This is a genomic window from Pseudomonas sp. 58 R 3, assembly GCF_900006605.1.
Classification (GTDB): Bacteria; Pseudomonadota; Gammaproteobacteria; order Pseudomonadales; family Pseudomonadaceae; genus Aquipseudomonas; species Aquipseudomonas salomonii.
In genome coordinates this window covers 1-15,177 of the sequence record NZ_CVTT01000023.1, presented here as the reverse complement: position 1 = coordinate 15,177, position 15,177 = coordinate 1, and the positions used below count along the sequence as shown (strand labels likewise).

The 15,177-nt window shown below is 60.8% G+C and carries 15 protein-coding genes; 8 read left to right on the top strand and 7 right to left on the bottom strand.

Going from position 1 to position 15,177, the window contains the following annotated elements:
* Positions 1–120: 120 nt before the first annotated feature.
* Positions 121–390 carry a response regulator transcription factor gene (locus BFP92_RS02180; protein ID WP_017137824.1) on the top strand — a complete coding sequence of 90 codons (270 nt, stop codon included), beginning with the start codon at positions 121–123 and terminating at the stop codon, positions 388–390.
* Between the two features lie 62 nt (positions 391–452).
* On the opposite strand, the gene BFP92_RS02175 is transcribed toward BFP92_RS02180, so the two are convergent.
* Positions 453–731, bottom strand: a complete 279-nt coding sequence (locus tag BFP92_RS02175; RefSeq protein ID WP_016970113.1) for a DUF3509 domain-containing protein — start codon at positions 729–731, stop codon at positions 453–455.
* A 393-nt stretch (positions 732–1,124) separates the two neighbouring features.
* On the opposite strand from BFP92_RS02175, the gene BFP92_RS02170 reads away from it, so the two are divergent.
* The 5 genes from BFP92_RS02170 (at position 1,125) to BFP92_RS02150 (ending at position 6,899) form a co-directional block, all read left to right on the top strand.
* On the top strand, positions 1,125–2,951 hold the full coding sequence (locus BFP92_RS02170) for a long-chain-acyl-CoA synthetase (RefSeq protein ID WP_065911454.1): 1,827 nt from the start codon (positions 1,125–1,127) through the stop codon (positions 2,949–2,951).
* Positions 2,952–3,051: 100 nt separating this feature from the next.
* The gene (locus BFP92_RS02165; RefSeq protein WP_065911452.1) at positions 3,052–3,567 is read left to right on the top strand and encodes an ankyrin repeat domain-containing protein; all 516 of its coding nucleotides are present in this window, start codon (positions 3,052–3,054) and stop codon (positions 3,565–3,567) included.
* 40 nt (positions 3,568–3,607) lie between these two features.
* Positions 3,608–4,138, top strand: a complete 531-nt coding sequence (locus tag BFP92_RS02160; RefSeq protein ID WP_065911450.1) for a hypothetical protein — start codon at positions 3,608–3,610, stop codon at positions 4,136–4,138.
* A gap of 67 nt (positions 4,139–4,205) precedes the next feature.
* On the top strand, positions 4,206–4,397 hold the full coding sequence (locus tag BFP92_RS02155) for a PLDc N-terminal domain-containing protein (protein ID WP_003172956.1): 192 nt from the start codon (positions 4,206–4,208) through the stop codon (positions 4,395–4,397).
* 414 nt (positions 4,398–4,811) lie between these two features.
* Entirely contained in the window at positions 4,812–6,899 is a 2,088-nt protein-coding gene (locus BFP92_RS02150) for an LTA synthase family protein (RefSeq protein WP_056861129.1), read from the top strand.
* A gap of 55 nt (positions 6,900–6,954) precedes the next feature.
* Here BFP92_RS02150 and BFP92_RS02145 read toward each other — a convergent pair whose 3' ends face one another.
* Positions 6,955–7,107, bottom strand: coding sequence for a DUF3309 family protein (locus BFP92_RS02145; protein WP_015885095.1), 153 nt, complete (start codon positions 7,105–7,107; stop codon positions 6,955–6,957).
* A 328-nt stretch (positions 7,108–7,435) separates the two neighbouring features.
* Between BFP92_RS02145 and BFP92_RS02140 the strand changes: the two genes are divergently transcribed.
* Both BFP92_RS02140 and csrA read left to right on the top strand, forming a co-directional pair.
* Positions 7,436–8,251, top strand: a complete 816-nt coding sequence (locus BFP92_RS02140; RefSeq protein ID WP_065911448.1) for an SDR family oxidoreductase — start codon at positions 7,436–7,438, stop codon at positions 8,249–8,251.
* Between the two features lie 244 nt (positions 8,252–8,495).
* Complete coding sequence (csrA, locus tag BFP92_RS02135) at positions 8,496–8,693, top strand: carbon storage regulator CsrA (protein WP_065911447.1); 198 nt, start codon at positions 8,496–8,498, stop codon at positions 8,691–8,693.
* Positions 8,694–8,700: 7 nt separating this feature from the next.
* Here csrA and BFP92_RS02130 read toward each other — a convergent pair whose 3' ends face one another.
* The 5 genes from BFP92_RS02130 to mnmC form a co-directional block, all read right to left on the bottom strand.
* On the bottom strand, positions 8,701–8,928 hold the full coding sequence (locus BFP92_RS02130; protein WP_056861132.1) for a YheU family protein: 228 nt from the start codon (positions 8,926–8,928) through the stop codon (positions 8,701–8,703).
* Between the two features lie 90 nt (positions 8,929–9,018).
* Positions 9,019–10,203, bottom strand: coding sequence for an osmoprotectant NAGGN system M42 family peptidase (locus tag BFP92_RS02125; RefSeq protein ID WP_056861133.1), 1,185 nt, complete (start codon positions 10,201–10,203; stop codon positions 9,019–9,021).
* A 136-nt stretch (positions 10,204–10,339) separates the two neighbouring features.
* Positions 10,340–12,085: an N-acetylglutaminylglutamine synthetase gene (gene ngg / locus BFP92_RS02120; RefSeq protein WP_065911446.1), complete on the bottom strand. Its 1,746-nt coding sequence runs from the start codon at positions 12,083–12,085 to the stop codon at positions 10,340–10,342.
* A gap of 3 nt (positions 12,086–12,088) precedes the next feature.
* Positions 12,089–13,861 carry an N-acetylglutaminylglutamine amidotransferase gene (locus tag BFP92_RS02115; RefSeq protein ID WP_065911445.1) on the bottom strand — a complete coding sequence of 591 codons (1,773 nt, stop codon included), beginning with the start codon at positions 13,859–13,861 and terminating at the stop codon, positions 12,089–12,091.
* Positions 13,862–14,025: 164 nt separating this feature from the next.
* Positions 14,026–15,177 (bottom strand): FAD-dependent 5-carboxymethylaminomethyl-2-thiouridine(34) oxidoreductase MnmC1 (mnmC, locus tag BFP92_RS02110; protein ID WP_083221683.1); only part of this gene is annotated, 1,152 nt, incomplete at its 5' end.

Genomic DNA, 15,177 nt, shown 5'->3' with positions numbered 1-15,177 from the left:
GCGCCCTGTGCTTTCAATCCATTCGTTATGTAACTCTCTGCGGACTCGATGTTTATATCACCTGTCAATAGCAGGAATCCGAAAGGTGATAGGGCATCCACTACATAAGGAGAGAGCACAATGAGTGGCCCAGAACAGTCGTGTCGCACGCCGGTGGACGCGCCGATGACCGTTAGAAGACGTCTGAGCCTGGGCGGCAAGCCCCTCACCCCGACCGAGCTGGAAATTTTGCGCTGGGCCTCGGAAGGCAAGACCGTCTGGGAGATCAGTCAGATTCGGGCGACCTCTGAAGCCACGGTGAAATTCCATCTGCGCAATATCTACGGCAAGCTGGAAGTCACCAACCGCGTACAGGCGATGAATGAGGCCAGCCGACAAGGCTTGTGCTGAAGCCACACAAAAAAGGGCCGCGACGCCTGTCAGCGTCGCGGCCCTTTTTGGTTATCGCTGGTTTATGCCGAGTGGTAGGTCGGCAAGGCAAAGCGGTTCTGGCTTTGCAGCATCGAAATCTGTGGCAGTTCACTGGCTTGTTCGGCCAGGTCGCGGCGGATCGCGCTGATCACCCAGGTCAGTTGGTCAGCGGTGTGCAGCTGTTGATACGAGATCGAACGCTTGACCTGTTTGCCTTCGCTGTTGCGCAGGGTCAGCAGGATACCGCCGTCGGGACGTGGCTGAGTGGTGACGTCGTATTGGGAGAATACTGAAGCGAATTTATCTTGGATCAGGCTCATGTCTATCAGCTCCGTTGGCTCAAGTTGGCAAGCATGGAGAGATAGGTGCAGTGATTGTGCCAGTATTGGATATCTTAAAAAGTCGTTATAAATCAAGCATTTAAAAACTTAACAGATTTTCGGTTTCGTGCAATTTGCATGAATGGCCATCGTGCATCCTGCATTTTGCGTTATTCGCGCCAGCTGTTTCAGGTCAGCCTCCAGGATAAAGACCGCCTCGGCCGGGCAAAATTCCTTTTCGGTGGAGGCCGGCTCGGGATACAAAACTTTTCAAATCCCGCATGTACAGTCAAAGAATGGCAGGCGTATTTTCCTGCATGGGATTCGGCATCTGCCTACAGGGCTGCCGCTGTCCCTGGATCATACGAAGAATAAGAAAAAGGACGTTGCGCCATGAGCCATCAACAAGACGACATGATCACCTGGGGCAAGCTCTTGCGTAAGGTGCCTGCGATTGTTCGCGCCCTGCCACGCGTGGTGCGCGGCATGCGCGCCGCGAATGTCACCGACCCCGCGCAGCCCTGCGGCCTCGGTTGGCACTTTGAACAGGCTGCGTTGCGCAACCCCGACGGCGCGGCGTTGTTGTACGGCGACAGCGTGCTCAGCTACCGCGAAGCCAACCAGCGCGCCAATCGTATCGCGCATTACCTGCACGCGCAGGGCATCGGCAAGGGTGATGTGGTCGCGCTGTTTATTGAAAATCGCCCGGAGTTGCTCCTCAGCGTGCTGGCCGTGGCCAAGCTGGGCGGCATCTGCGCCATGCTCAACACCGCGCAAACCCAGGCGGCGCTGGTGCACAGCCTGAACCTGGTGAACCCGGTGGCGATCGTGGCAGGCGCGGAATTGCTCGACGCCTATGCGGCGGTGCGCGATCAAGTGTCGATCGCGGCCGAACGCAGCTGGTGTGTGGCGGACCAATCCTCAACCGCGGTGCCGCAGGGCTACACCGACCTGCTGGCCGCCAGCGCCGACAGCCCGCTGGACAACCCTGCCAGCAGCGTGCGCATCTTCTTCAACGACCCGTGCTTCTATATCTACACCTCCGGCACCACCGGTTTGCCCAAGGCCGGCATCATGAAACATGGGCGCTGGACCAAGACGGCGGTGAGTTTCGGCAGCATCGCCCTGGACATGGGGCCGCAAGACGTCCTGTATTGCACCTTGCCGCTGTACCACGCCACCGGCCTGTGTGTGTGCTGGGGCTCGGCGATTATCGGCGCGTCGGGCTTCGCCATCCGGCGTAAATTCAGCGCCAGCCAGTTCTGGGACGATGCGCGCAGATTCAACGCAACCACCCTGGGGTATGTCGGTGAACTGTGCCGCTACCTGCTGGATCAGCCGGCCAGTGCGCAGGATCGCGACAATAAAGTCACCAAGATGGTCGGCAATGGCCTGCGCCCCGGTGTCTGGGCGCAGTTCAAGCAGCGTTATGGCGTGGAGCACATCTGCGAGCTGTATGCGGCCAGCGACGGCAACATCGGGTTTACCAATGTGCTGAATTTCGACAACACCATCGGTTTTTGCCTGCAGCATTGGGCGCTGGTGGAGTACGCCCACGAAACCGGCGAGCCGTTGCGGGGCAGCAATGGTTTTCTGCGCAAGGTGCAAACCGGCGGGCAGGGCTTGCTGCTGGCCAGGATCGATGAAAAGTCGCCGTTCGATGGCTACACCGACCCGGAAAAGAACCGCAAGGTGGTGCTTACGGACGTGTTCGAGAAGGGCGACCGCTACTTCAATACCGGCGACTTGTTGCGCAGTATCGGCTTTGGCCATGCGCAATTTGTCGACCGGCTGGGCGATACCTACCGTTGGAAGGGCGAAAACGTCTCCACCACCGAAGTGGAAAACGTGCTGTTGCAGCACCCGCAGATCGCCGAAGTGGTGGCCTATGGCGTCGAGATCGAAAACACCAATGGCCGCGCCGGCATGGTTGCCATCACGCCAAGCGAATCTCTGGCGGCCCTGGACATGCACGAGCTGTTGCAGTTTGCCCACGGCCAGTTGCCGCACTATGCGGTGCCGTTGTTTTTGCGCATCAAGGTGAAGATGGAAACCACTGGCACCTTCAAATACCAGAAGGTCAAGCTCAAGGAGGAAGCCTTCGACCCGGACAAGGCCGGTAACGACCCGGTGTACGCGTGGCTGCCGGGCTCCGACAGTTATGTACCGGTCACCGGGCAATTGCTGGCGCAGATCCAGGGCGGGCAGTTCCGTTATTGATTCTGGCTATGAGTGCTTTTGACAAAAAAGCCATGACAGCGGGGAACTCCCTCGCGACACTGGGCGCCTTATACACATTCCCAGACAAGGAGCGCCCTGCATGTCAGACCAGCCCAAACAAATGACCGACGATGAAGCCGCCGAATTCGCCGAACAGGTTTTTGACGTGGCCCGCAAAGGCGATGCGGCGATGCTGGCTGCGCTGCTGGCCAAAGGCTTGCCGGCCAATTTTCGTAATCACAATGGTGACACCTTGCTGATGCTCGCGGCCTATCACGGCCATGTCGAGGCGGTAAAAGTGTTGCTCGAGTTCAAGGCCGATCCGCTGATTGCCAACGATAAGAACCAACTGCCGATTGCCGGCGCCGCGTTCAAAGGCGACTTGGCGGTGGTTAAGGCGCTGATCGAAGGCGGCGTGCCGGTGGATGCCGCATCTCCGGACGGGCGTACGGCGCTGATGCTGGCCGCAATGTTCAACCGCGTTGAAATGGTCGACTACCTGCTCGCTCAAGGCGCCAACCCCAAGGCCACCGATGCCCAGGGCGCGACTGCGCTGGCGGCGGCGCACACCATGGGCGCGGCGGATACGGCGGCGCAGTTGCAGAAACTGGTGTAGGCTACGCGCCCTCAAAAACCAGCCGCCACAGGACCTTCCCATGCACACCGCCCTCGTCGAACTTATCAGCAAAATCAGCGCCGGCGTCATGGGCGAGGAAGAGGTGGTACGCATCGCCACAGAAGCCGCCCAGGCCTACGCGGACCCGGCGGCGTTTCTGACGGCGAACCCGGATATCAACTACGACGACACCTTCCCGATCCCGTTGGGTGAGTGGGTAGTAGTTGGCAGCCTGCCGGACACGGTGCTGTTCCAGGCCGATACTTATGGCGATCTGTTCGCACAGATCGTCGCCTCGTTCGGCCCCGGCGTGGCGTTCAACCTCAAGCCCAAGCAGTTGGCCAAGGCCGAAGACCTCACCGCGCTGAACCGCATCCAGATTCAGATGAGCGCGTTGAGCCCCGAAGAGGGCGGCTATGTGTTGCTCGACTTCAGCCAATTGCTCGATGACGAGATCCAGGCCGTGCTGGTGTACGGTAACGACCTGCCGCGCGTGCTGGAACTGTGCGCCGAAGTCGGGATCAAGGCCGAGCCGTCGCTGGAAGCCTTGAAAGTCGCCGTCCACGTCTGAAATAAAACGGAACCCCTGCCAGGGCTGACTATCCTACAAGTGCATGCCCTCACTTAGGAGCGACACCATGGGTTCCACTTTCAACGGTCTTATCGGCCTGATCATTCTGGCGCTGGATATCTGGGCGATCATCAACGTGTTCAAAAGTGGCGCCAGCACCGGCGCCAAAGTGCTGTGGATCCTGTTGATCCTGTTGCTGCCGGTATTGGGTTTGATCATCTGGGCGATCGCCGGGCCGCGCGGTAACGTGCGGATCTGATCGTTCACCCACTCTATCTAGAGTGGGCACAGTCAATGTGGGAGCGGGCTTGCTCGCGAATACGGTGTATCAGTTTCAGATGTTTTGACTGACACGCCGCATTCGCGAGCAAGCCCGCTCCCACATTTAGTTTCTGGTGCATTCACAGGTTTTGTGTGTCGAAACTATTCGCTGCACACAATTTTCACATCTTTTCCAAGACAATTCGGCGCTTTTCCGGCTCTGCCAAGGCTCTAACTCGGGTGCCATTAAAGGCAGGTCCCGGGCGCACGTTCAGTAATTAATAGCGTTGCTGCCGTTGATCGGGCACCATTTGCGCCACCGCGTTAACCGCCTACCCCAGCCAGCCTGGGCGAGGGTCGGACGCCACTGCATTATTTCGAAACTTAAACTTCCAATGGGTCCTAGAACGACATGGCAAACCCGGACGCCCTGAGTCAGCAGCGAGCTTCTAATCGCTTGCTGCAACCGACCGTCAAATCCCATCTGGCATACACGCTGCTTTGCGCGCTGGTCATGATGGTGATGTTCTCCCTGCTGCGCCTGGCGCTGCTGGTCTACAACCGCGAGATGATCCTCGACACGCCGGCCTCGACCTTCCTCGAAGCCTTTGTCAACGGCACGCGCTTCGACATCCGCTTTGTGATGTACGCACTGGTTCCGCTGCTGCTGGCGCTGTTCAGCGTACGGGCCATGGCGGCGCGTGGGTTCTTCCGTTTTTGGCTGACCGTGGTGTCCAGCATTGCCCTGTTCCTGGGCCTGATGGAGATGGACTTCTACCGCGAATTCCACCAACGCCTCAACGGCCTGGTGTTCCAGTATGTGAAGGAAGACCCGAAAACCGTAATGAGCATGCTCTGGTACGGTTTCCCGGTGGTGCGCTATCTGCTGTCCTGGGCCGTGGGCACGCTGATCCTGAGCATCGCCTTCAAGGGCGCCGACCGCGCGACGCGCCCACGTGGCCCATTCAGCGGCGGCACCGTCGGCACTCGCCAGGTGGCGCCGTGGTACAGCCGCATAGCGGTGTTTGTGGTGTGCCTGCTGATCGCCGTGGTCGCCATCCGTGGCACCCTGCGCCAGGGCCCGCCACTGCGTTGGGGTGATGTCTACACCACCGAATCCAACTTCGCCAACCAGTTGGGCTTGAACGGCACGCTGTCGTTGATCGCGGCGGCCAAGTCGCGCTTCTCCGAAGAGCGCTCGAATATCTGGAAAGCCACGCTGGACCAGCCGCTGGCCACCCAGACCGTGCGCGACATGCTGGTGTTGCCGCAAGAGAAACTGGTGGACACCGACACTGCCGCCGTGCGCCGTGACTACACGCCACCGGCCGAGAAAACCCTGCCGATCAAGAACGTCGTGGTGATCCTGATGGAAAGCTTCGCCGGTCACTCGGTCGGCGCACTGGGTCGCCCGGGCAACATCACGCCGTACTTCGACAAGCTGTCCAAGGAAGGTTTGCTGTTCGACCGTTTCTTCTCCAACGGCACCCACACCCACCAGGGCATGTTTGCCACTATGGCATGCTTCCCGAACCTGCCGGGCTTCGAATACCTGATGCAGACCCCGGAAGGCAGCCACAAGCTGTCGGGCCTGCCGCAGTTGCTCAGCGCGCGCAAGTTTGATGACGTGTATGTCTACAACGGCGATTTCGCCTGGGACAACCAGTCGGGTTTCTTCAGCAACCAGGGCATGACCAACTTTATCGGGCGCAACGACTTCGTTAACCCGGTGTTCTCCGACCCGACCTGGGGCGTGTCCGACCAGGACATGTTCAACCGTGGCCTGGAAGAGTTGAAGGCCCGCGAAGGCGGCAAGCCGTTCTACGCGCTGCTGCAAACCCTGTCCAACCACACGCCGTATGCGTTGCCGACGCCCTTGCCGGTCGAGAAAGTCACCGACCGTGGCAGCCTCAACGAGCATTTGACGGCCATGCGTTACTCCGACTGGGCTCTGGGCCAGTTCTTTGAAAAGGCGCGTAAAGAGCCGTACTTCAAGGAAACCCTGTTCGTGATCGTGGGTGACCACGGTTTTGGTAATGAACAGCAGATCACCGAGATGGACCTGGGCCGCTTCAACGTACCGATGCTGATGATCGCACCGGGCATGCAGGAGAAGTTCGGCGAGCGTGACCACACCGTGGGCACCCAGATCGACATCGTGCCGACCATCATGGGCCGTCTGGGTGGCGACACCTTGCACCAGTGCTGGGGCCGCGACCTGTTGAACCTGCCGGAAGGCGACAAGGGCTTTGGCGTGATCAAGCCGTCGGGCAGCGACCAGACCGTCGCCCTGGTCACTGCTGACCGCATCCTGGTACTGCCTAAAGAGATGCCGCCGAAACTGTGGGAATACGAGCTGGGCGCTAACCCGACCGGTAAGGTGATTCCCGAATCGCCGGACGAAGCCGCGCTGAAACAGAAACTTGAGTCGTTCCTGCAGACGGCCACCAAGAGCCTGTTGGATAACACCGCCGGTGTGATTGACGGCAAGCCGGACTAATAATCCGGGCATAAAAAAAGAGGCCTTCTAAAAGGCCTCTTTTTTTGTCCGGATGTTATATCCGGCCGAGCAGCAACAGCACCAGCAGCACCACCAGCACCACACCGAGAATACCCGATGGGCCATAGCCCCAGTTACGTGAGTGCGGGAACACCGGCAGGCCGCCGACCAGCAGCAGGATCAGGATAATGATCAGAATCAGGCTCATGTTTTTTTCCTTGTGGGCCTTCTGAAAAGACCGGTTGTTTAACGACAGGCCCGTGGGTTTATTTACGGACGCCTTAATAACTCCGACTGTGCTGTTGTGCAGAAAATTCCATCGTTTCTTAAAGCATTTCGCAAACAGGCTTATTTCTTTTAATACGTTCGCAATGACGTGCACTTAGTTGAAAAAGATTGAACTTACGCTATAAGCCGGGCTGCTACCTGGCCGGCGGTTTGCCTGAGGCATTCATCAATTGGATGGTGCGTGGGTGCAGGAAAAACCTTCGCTACACTGCCGATCACTTCTTCCGTGAACTACAAGGCTACTACCTATGCAAAATCGCATGATGATCACTGGTGCCGGGTCCGGCCTGGGTCGCGAAATCGCGCTGCGCTGGGCGCGCGAGGGTTGGCAGTTGGCCTTGTCGGACGTCAGCGAGCCCGGCTTGCAGGAAACCCTCAAGCGGGTCCGCGAGGCCGGTGGCGATGGTTTTATCCAGCGCTGCGACGTGCGTGACTACAGCCAGCTCACCGCCTTTGCCCAGGCTTGCGAAGTCAAGCTGGGCGGCATTGATGTGATCGTCAACAACGCGGGTGTGGCCTCGGGTGGGTTCTTTGCCGAGTTGTCACTGGAAGATTGGGACTGGCAAATTGCGATCAACTTGATGGGCGTGGTCAAGGGCTGCAAGGCGTTCCTGCCGCTGCTGGAAAAGAGCAAGGGCCGAATTATCAACATCGCCTCCATGGCTGCGCTGATGCAGGGGCCGGCGATGAGCAACTACAACGTGGCCAAGGCCGGTGTGGTGGCGTTGTCGGAGAGTTTGCTGGTGGAACTCAAGCAGCAGGAAGTCGGCGTGCACGTGGTATGCCCGTCGTTTTTCCAGACCAACCTGCTGGACTCATTCCGTGGGCCAACGCCTGCGATGAAGGCGCAGGTCGGCAAGTTGCTGGAGAGCTCACCGATTTCAGCGGCGGATATTGCCGATTACATTTATCAGCGGGTGGCCGAAGGGGAGTTCATGATTTTGCCCCACGAGCAGGGGCGGATGGCGTGGGCGTTGAAGCAAAAGAACCCGCAGTTGCTGTATGACGAGATGACGCTGATGGCCGACAAGATGCGCGCCAAGGCGCAGGCCACCAAGGGCTGAGCGGATGATCGTTCCCACGTTCCGCGTGGGAATGCATCCGGTGACGCTCCGCGTCACGCCTTGAAAGCGGGACGCGGAGCGTCCGGAGCGGCATTAGCGATCAAACATTTGACCGAGTCGAGGGCTTGTCTGTCAGCAAAATTACCGGGCTGCGTAGGCCTTGCCTGATTTTGCCGCAAGCCATTGCTGCGCCAAATCCAATCACGCATGGTCAAGGTCCTGTCATTCCAAAAGGACAAACGCCATGCTGGTTTTAAGCCGCGCTGTAGGCGAAATCATCTCCATCGGCGATGACATCGCCCTGCACATTCTCGAACTCAACGGTACTCAAGTGAAATTCGGCATCGCCGCCCCGGCGGATGTGAATGTCCATCGGGCCGAGGTGTATCAGAAGATCCTCGAACGCCAGGCCGCAGACACCCACGCCGTAACCAACCGCTGACACCCGCTCAGTCAAACAGATGCTTGGGCACGTCGTGCTTGAGCATCAACTGGCATTGCTCGCTTTCCGGGTCGAACACAATCAGGGCCTGGCCCTTGGTCAAGGCATGGCGCACGCGCAGTACCCGGGTTTCCAGGGGCGTGTCGTCGCCGTTGTCGGTGCCGTCGCGGGTGACGAAGTCTTCGATGAGGCGGGTCAGGGTGTCGACTTCAAGTGCGTCGTAGGGAATCAGCATACAAGCCTCGCAGGTAAGAACCCGGCGATGCTACTGCGCCGGGGGCCCTTGTTACCAGCAGTTACCATCAGTTACCAGTAGTTGCCGGTGTCAGGACTTCTGACCGACCAGGCTGTCCACCGACGGCACGCGGGTGTCGCTCTCCATTTGTGTTTCGTGCTCGATCTGATGACTGAACCTGTCCAGCGAACCCTGGGCCGGTTGTGCGTCGCTGGCGAATACCGGCGGGCTGAGGATGTACGCGCTCAACAAGCGGCTGAGCGCGGCCAGGCTGTCAATGTGCGTGCGCTCATAGCCATGGGTTGCATCGCAGCCGAACGCCAGCAGCGCGGTGCGAATGTCATGGCCGGCGGTGACCGCCGAGTGGGCGTCGCTGAAGTAATAGCGAAACAGATCGCGGCGCACCGGCAATTCATTCTCCGAGGCCAGGCGCAGCAGGTGACGGGACAGGTGATAGTCATACGGCCCGCCGGAATCCTGCATGGCCACACTCACCGCGTGTTCGCTGGAATGCTGGCCGGGCGCGACCGGAGCGATGTCGATACCGACAAATTCACTGACATCCCACGGCAGGGCGGCGGCCGCACCACTGCCGGTTTCTTCGGTGATGGTGAACAGCGGGTGGCAGTCGATCAATAACGGTTCGCCGCTGTCGACAATGGCCTTGAGTGCGGCGAGCAGAGCGGCCACACCGGCTTTATCGTCCAGGTGGCGGGCGCTGATATGCCCGCTCTCGGTGAACTCGGGCAGTGGGTCGAACGCTACATAGTCACCGATGCTGATGCCTAACGAGTCGCAATCGGCGCGGGTCGCGCAGTAGGCATCCAGGCGCAGTTCCACGTGGTCCCAGCTCACCGGCATTTCATCTACGGCGGTGTTGAACGCGTGCCCGGAGGCCATCAACGGCAGCACGCTGCCACGGATCACGCCGTTGTCGGTAAACAGGCTGACGCGGCTGCCTTCGGCAAACCGGCTGGACCAGCAGCCCACCGGCGCGAGCGTCAGGCGGCCGTTGTCCTTGATCGCCCGCACGGCGGCGCCGATGGTGTCCAAGTGCGCGGAGACGGCGCGGTCGGGGCTGTTTTTCTGGCCCTTTAGCGTGGCGCGGATGGTGCCGCGCCGGGTCATTTCAAAGGGAATGCCAAGTTCTTCCAGGCGCTCGGCGACATAGCGCACGATGGTGTCGGTAAACCCGGTGGGGCTGGGAATGGCGAGCATTTCCAGCAGCACTTTTTGCAGGTAGTTGAGATCCGGTTCGGGGATGGTTCGGGTCATGGAAACTCCTGATGAGTTGAGGGCGATCGTTCCCACGCGCAGCAAAGGAATGCCTCACTGGACGCTCTGCGTCCGCTCTTGTGACGCGGAGCGTCACCGGCTGCATTCCCACGCGGAGCGTGGGAACGATCAGTGGTCAGGCAGTCGGTTGACTGTGCGGAAACAACAAATCCACAAACTTCTCCGCTGTCGGTTGCGGTTCATGATTAGCCAACCCGGCGCGTTCGTTGGCTTCGATAAACACGTACTCGGGTTGGTCGGCGGCGGGCACCATCAGGTCCAGGCCGACCATGGGAATGTCCAGTGCACGGGCTGCGCGCACGGCGGCGTCTACCAGTGTCGGGTGCAGAATCGCGGTGACATCTTCCAGGCAACCACCGGTATGCAAGTTGGCGGTACGGCGCACGGCCAAGGTTTGGCCACGGGGCAAGATGCTGCTGTAGTCGTAACCGGCGGCGTGCAGCGTGCGTTGGGTTTCGGCGTCCAGCGGGATTTTGCTTTCGCCGTCGGTGGCCGCCTGGCGGCGACGGCTCTGGGCCTCGATCAAGGCGCCGATGGAATGCTGGCCATCGCCGGTCACCTCGGCAGGCCGCCGAATGGCGGCGGCGACCACTTCAAAGCCGATCACCAGGATGCGCAGGTCGAGGCCTTCGTGGAAGCTTTCAAGCAACACGCGGCTGTCAAATTGACGCGCAGTCTCGATGGCTTTTTGCACCTCCTCAATGGTCTGCAGATCCACCGCCACGCCCTGGCCTTGCTCGCCATCCAGCGGCTTGACCACAATGCGCTGATGCTCATCGAGAAACTCCAGGTTGTCGTCGGCACTGCCGGCCAGTTGTTGCGACGGCAATTTCAACCCGGCTGCGCTGAGCGTCTTGTGGGTCAGACTCTTGTCCTGGCACAGGGTCATGCTGATGGCGCTGGTCAGGTCGCTCAACGACTCGCGGCAACGCACACGGCGCCCGCCGTGGCTGAGGGTGAACAGGCCGGCGTCGGCGTCATCCACCTGCACATCAATGCCACGTCGATGGGCTTCTTCGACGATGATGCGTGCATACGGGTTAAAGCCTGCCTGCGGGCCGGGGCCCAGAAACAGCGGCTGGTTGATGCCGTTCTTGCGCTTGATCGCAAAGGTGGTCAGCGCACGGAAACCGAGCTTGGCGTAGAGGCTCTTGGCCTGACGGTTATCGTGCAGCACCGACAGGTCAAGGTAGCTCAGGCCACGGCTCATAAAGTGCTCCACCAAGTGGCGCACCAGCACCTCGCCCACACCTGGGCGCGTGCATTGCGGGTCGACCGCCAGGCACCACAGGCTGCAACCGTTTTCCGGGTCGTGGAAGGCTTTTTGATGGTTCAGGCCCATCACGCTGCCGATCACCGCGCCGCTGTCTTCATCCTCGGCCAGCCAATACACCGGGCCGCCTTGGTGGCGTGGTGTCAGGCGCTCGGCGTCGACGGGCAGCATGCCGCGGCCTTGATACAGCTGGTTGACCGCCTGCCAATCGGCCTCGCTCTGCACACGGCGAATGCGAAAGCCGCGAAATACCCGCGTAGCGGGGCGGTAATCGCTGAACCACAGGCGCAAGGTGTCGGAGGGGTCGAGGAACAACTGCTGCGGGTCAATCCCGAGGATCTGCTGGGGCGCTGCCACGTACAGCGCAATGTCGCGCTCGCCCGCCTGCTCATTGAGCAGTTCCTGCGCCAGGCTGGCCGGGTCCGGGAAGGTGTGCCCGATCAACAATCGGCCCCAGCCGCAATGCACGGCAATCGGCTCGGCGGCCAGTGGGCTGCCGTCTTCGGCCAGGCGCGCCTGCAGGCGTTCGTAAGTCGGCGCCTGGCCCTTGAGCAAGCGTTGGCTGTAAGCCGCTGCAAGAGGTTTCATCAATCAGATTCCTTGTTCGCTGAGCCACAGGTTCAGCGCCGCCAGTTGCCACAGTTTGGAGCCGCGCAGCGGCGTCAGTTGGCCTTGCGGGTCGGTCAGCAGGCGGTCGAGCATGGCCGGGTTGAACAGGCCGCGATCCTGGCTTGGGTCCATCAGCAAATCGCGCACCCAGTTCAAGGTGTCGCCTTGCAAATGCTTGAGGCCGGGCACGGGGAAGTAGCCCTTCTTGCGGTCGATGACTTCGCTGGGGATGACTCGGCGCGCGGCTTCTTTGAGCACCTGTTTGCCGCCATCGGGCAATTTGAATTTGCCCGGCACGCGGGCCGACAGTTCTACCAGGCGATAGTCCAGGAACGGCGTGCGCGCCTCCAGGCCCCAGGCCATGGTCATGTTGTCGACGCGTTTGACCGGGTCGTCCACCAGCATCACCGTGCTGTCCAGGCGCAAGGCCTTGTCCACGGCAGCATCGGCGCCGGGCATGGCGAAATGCTCGCGCACAAAGTCGCCGGCGGCGTCGTTGGCGGTCAGCCATTTGGGCGCAACGGTGGCGGCGTAGTCGTCGTAGCTGCGGTCAAAAAAAGCGTCGCGGTAGGCGGCATACGGGTCGCTGGCGCCATCGACTTGCGGGTACCAGTGGTAGCCGGCGAACAGCTCGTCGGCGCCCTGTCCGCTCTGCACCACTTTGCAATGCTTGGCCACTTCCCGCGACAGCAGGTAGAAGGCGATGCAGTCATGGCTGACCATCGGCTCGCTCATGGCGCGGAAGGCTGCCGGCAGTTGCTCGATGATTTCGCTTTCGGCGATGCGCAATTGGTGGTGACGGGTGCCGTAGTGCTTGGCGATCAGGTCCGAGTATTGAAACTCGTTGCCAGCCTCGCCGCCGGCATCTTCGAAGCCGATGGAGAAGGTCGACAAGTCCTGCACGCCGACTTCACGCAGCAGGCCCACGAGCATGCTCGAATCGACACCGCCGGAGAGCAGCACGCCGACATCCACGGCGGCACGTTGGCGGATCGCCACAGCTTCGCGGGTGCTGTCGAGCACGCGGTCGGTCCAGTCTTCGAGGCTGAGGTTTTTTTCATCCTCATGCGGGCCGTAGGGCAGGGTCCACCAGGTTTTCTGCTCGGTGGTGCCGTTGGCGTCGATGCGCAGCCAGCTTGCCGGCGGCAGTTTTTCAATACCCGCCAGCAAGGTACGCGGTGCAGGCACCACGGCGTGGAAGTTCAGGTAATGGTTGAGCGCAACCGGATCCAGAATCGGGTTGATATCGCCGCCCTTGAGCAGCGCCGGCAGCGCTGAGGCAAAACGCAGGCGCTGGCCGGTGCGCGACAGGTAGAGCGGCTTCACACCCAGACGGTCACGGGCGATGAACAGGCGCTGGGCGTCACGCTCCCAGATGGCAAAGGCAAACATGCCATTGAGCTTGGGCAGCAAGGCTTCGCCCCAGGCGTGATAGCCCTTGAGCAGCACTTCGGTGTCACCGCCGGAATAGAAGGCGTAGCCCAGGGCTTCCAGCTCTTCACGTAATTCCGGGAAGTTGTAAATCGCGCCGTTGAATGCCAACGACAGCCCAAGCTGGGCGTCGACCATCGGTTGGGCGGAGCCGTCCGACAGGTCCATGATCTTCAGGCGGCGGTGGCCCAGGGCAATCGGCCCTTGGGCATGGAAGCCCCAGGCATCGGGGCCTCGCGGGGCAAGGTGATGGGTGATGCGTTCTACGGCTGCCAGGTCGGCAGGTTGATGATCAAAGCGTAACTCGCCAGCTAGTCCACACATAAATTCCTTACCGGTTTTTCCGTTGGGGAGGGCAATACTCAATACGCCCGACGGGGCGCGTACCCAGAAACTGACCCAGTGCTATGCGTGGAGTTTTAGACCGATAAGTTATAAGGCAAATAGCCGCGATGCTCGTAACGGCGTTATTTCATCCCTCAGGGTGATCAGCGTGTTGCGGGTTTTCCTCGCACCAGCGCGCGCAACGCAAACCGGTTCGGGTGGCAGGCTTCGGCCACACTGGCCGGTACCGGCAGCGGTTCGTCGCTCAACCAGGCGGCCAGCAGTTCGCCGCACAGTGGCGCGGTGATCAGCCCGCGTGAACCGTGACCGCTGTTGATATACAGGCCCGGCAACCAGGGGCAGGGCGTATCCGGGACTTGACGGGCGTCTTTGCGCAGTACGGCGTAAGCCTGTTGGAACGCAGCGCTATCGGCCAAGGGGCCGACGATTGGCAGGTAGTCAGGGCTGGTGCAGCGAAATGCGGCGCGGCCTTCCAAGTGTTCGGCGTTCAGTGAGTCAGCGCCAAGACGCAGCAGCAGGTCTTCGGAAATCTCGCGCAGCATCGCGAGGTTGCCGGTGTGTTCGGCAACGGTGGGTGTCAGGTCTTCATTGTTGAAATCAAAACTGGCGCCCAGGGTGTGTTCGCCAAGGCGCGCCGGTGCCACATAACCTTCGGCGCACACCACGGTGGCCAATGCCGCACTCGCGGGAGTTTGCGCCAAACGCGTGATCTGCCCGCGAATACGCTTGAGCGGCAAATCCGCACTGAGCGCGAAGCGCTTGATTTCGGCTGCACCGGCCAGCACTACCACGCTGGCGCTGGCCAGTACGTCGTCGCCGTCACGGGCTTGCCACTGGTCGTCGACGCGGTGCAGCTCCAGCGCCTCGTGATGGGTGAGCACCTTTATAAGCGGCTGCGTGGCTTGCCATTGGCACAGCGCCGGTGGATGCACCCAGCCACCTTCCGGAAAAAACAGCCCGCCCTGGGCCAATGCTATGCCGGCCTGTTGTTGGGCCTGGTCCTGGTTCAGTACGTGCAACAGATCCGGTGCAAAGGCCTCGGCCAGTTGCGCCTGGCGTTGGGCTTCCTTGGCGTCAAACGCCAGTTGCAGGACGCCGCAACCGTCCCAGTCAACGCCGCGCTGCAAGTGCTCCAGCAGGCGCCGGGTATGGCCGAAGCCGCTGAGTATCAGTTGCGACAGCGCTGTGCCATGCGCCGACAGCTTGAGGTACAGCACGCCCTGCGGGTTGCCCGAGGCTTCCTGGGCCAGCGCGGCGTGCCGCTCCAGCAAGCTCACGCGCCAACCGCGAGCGGC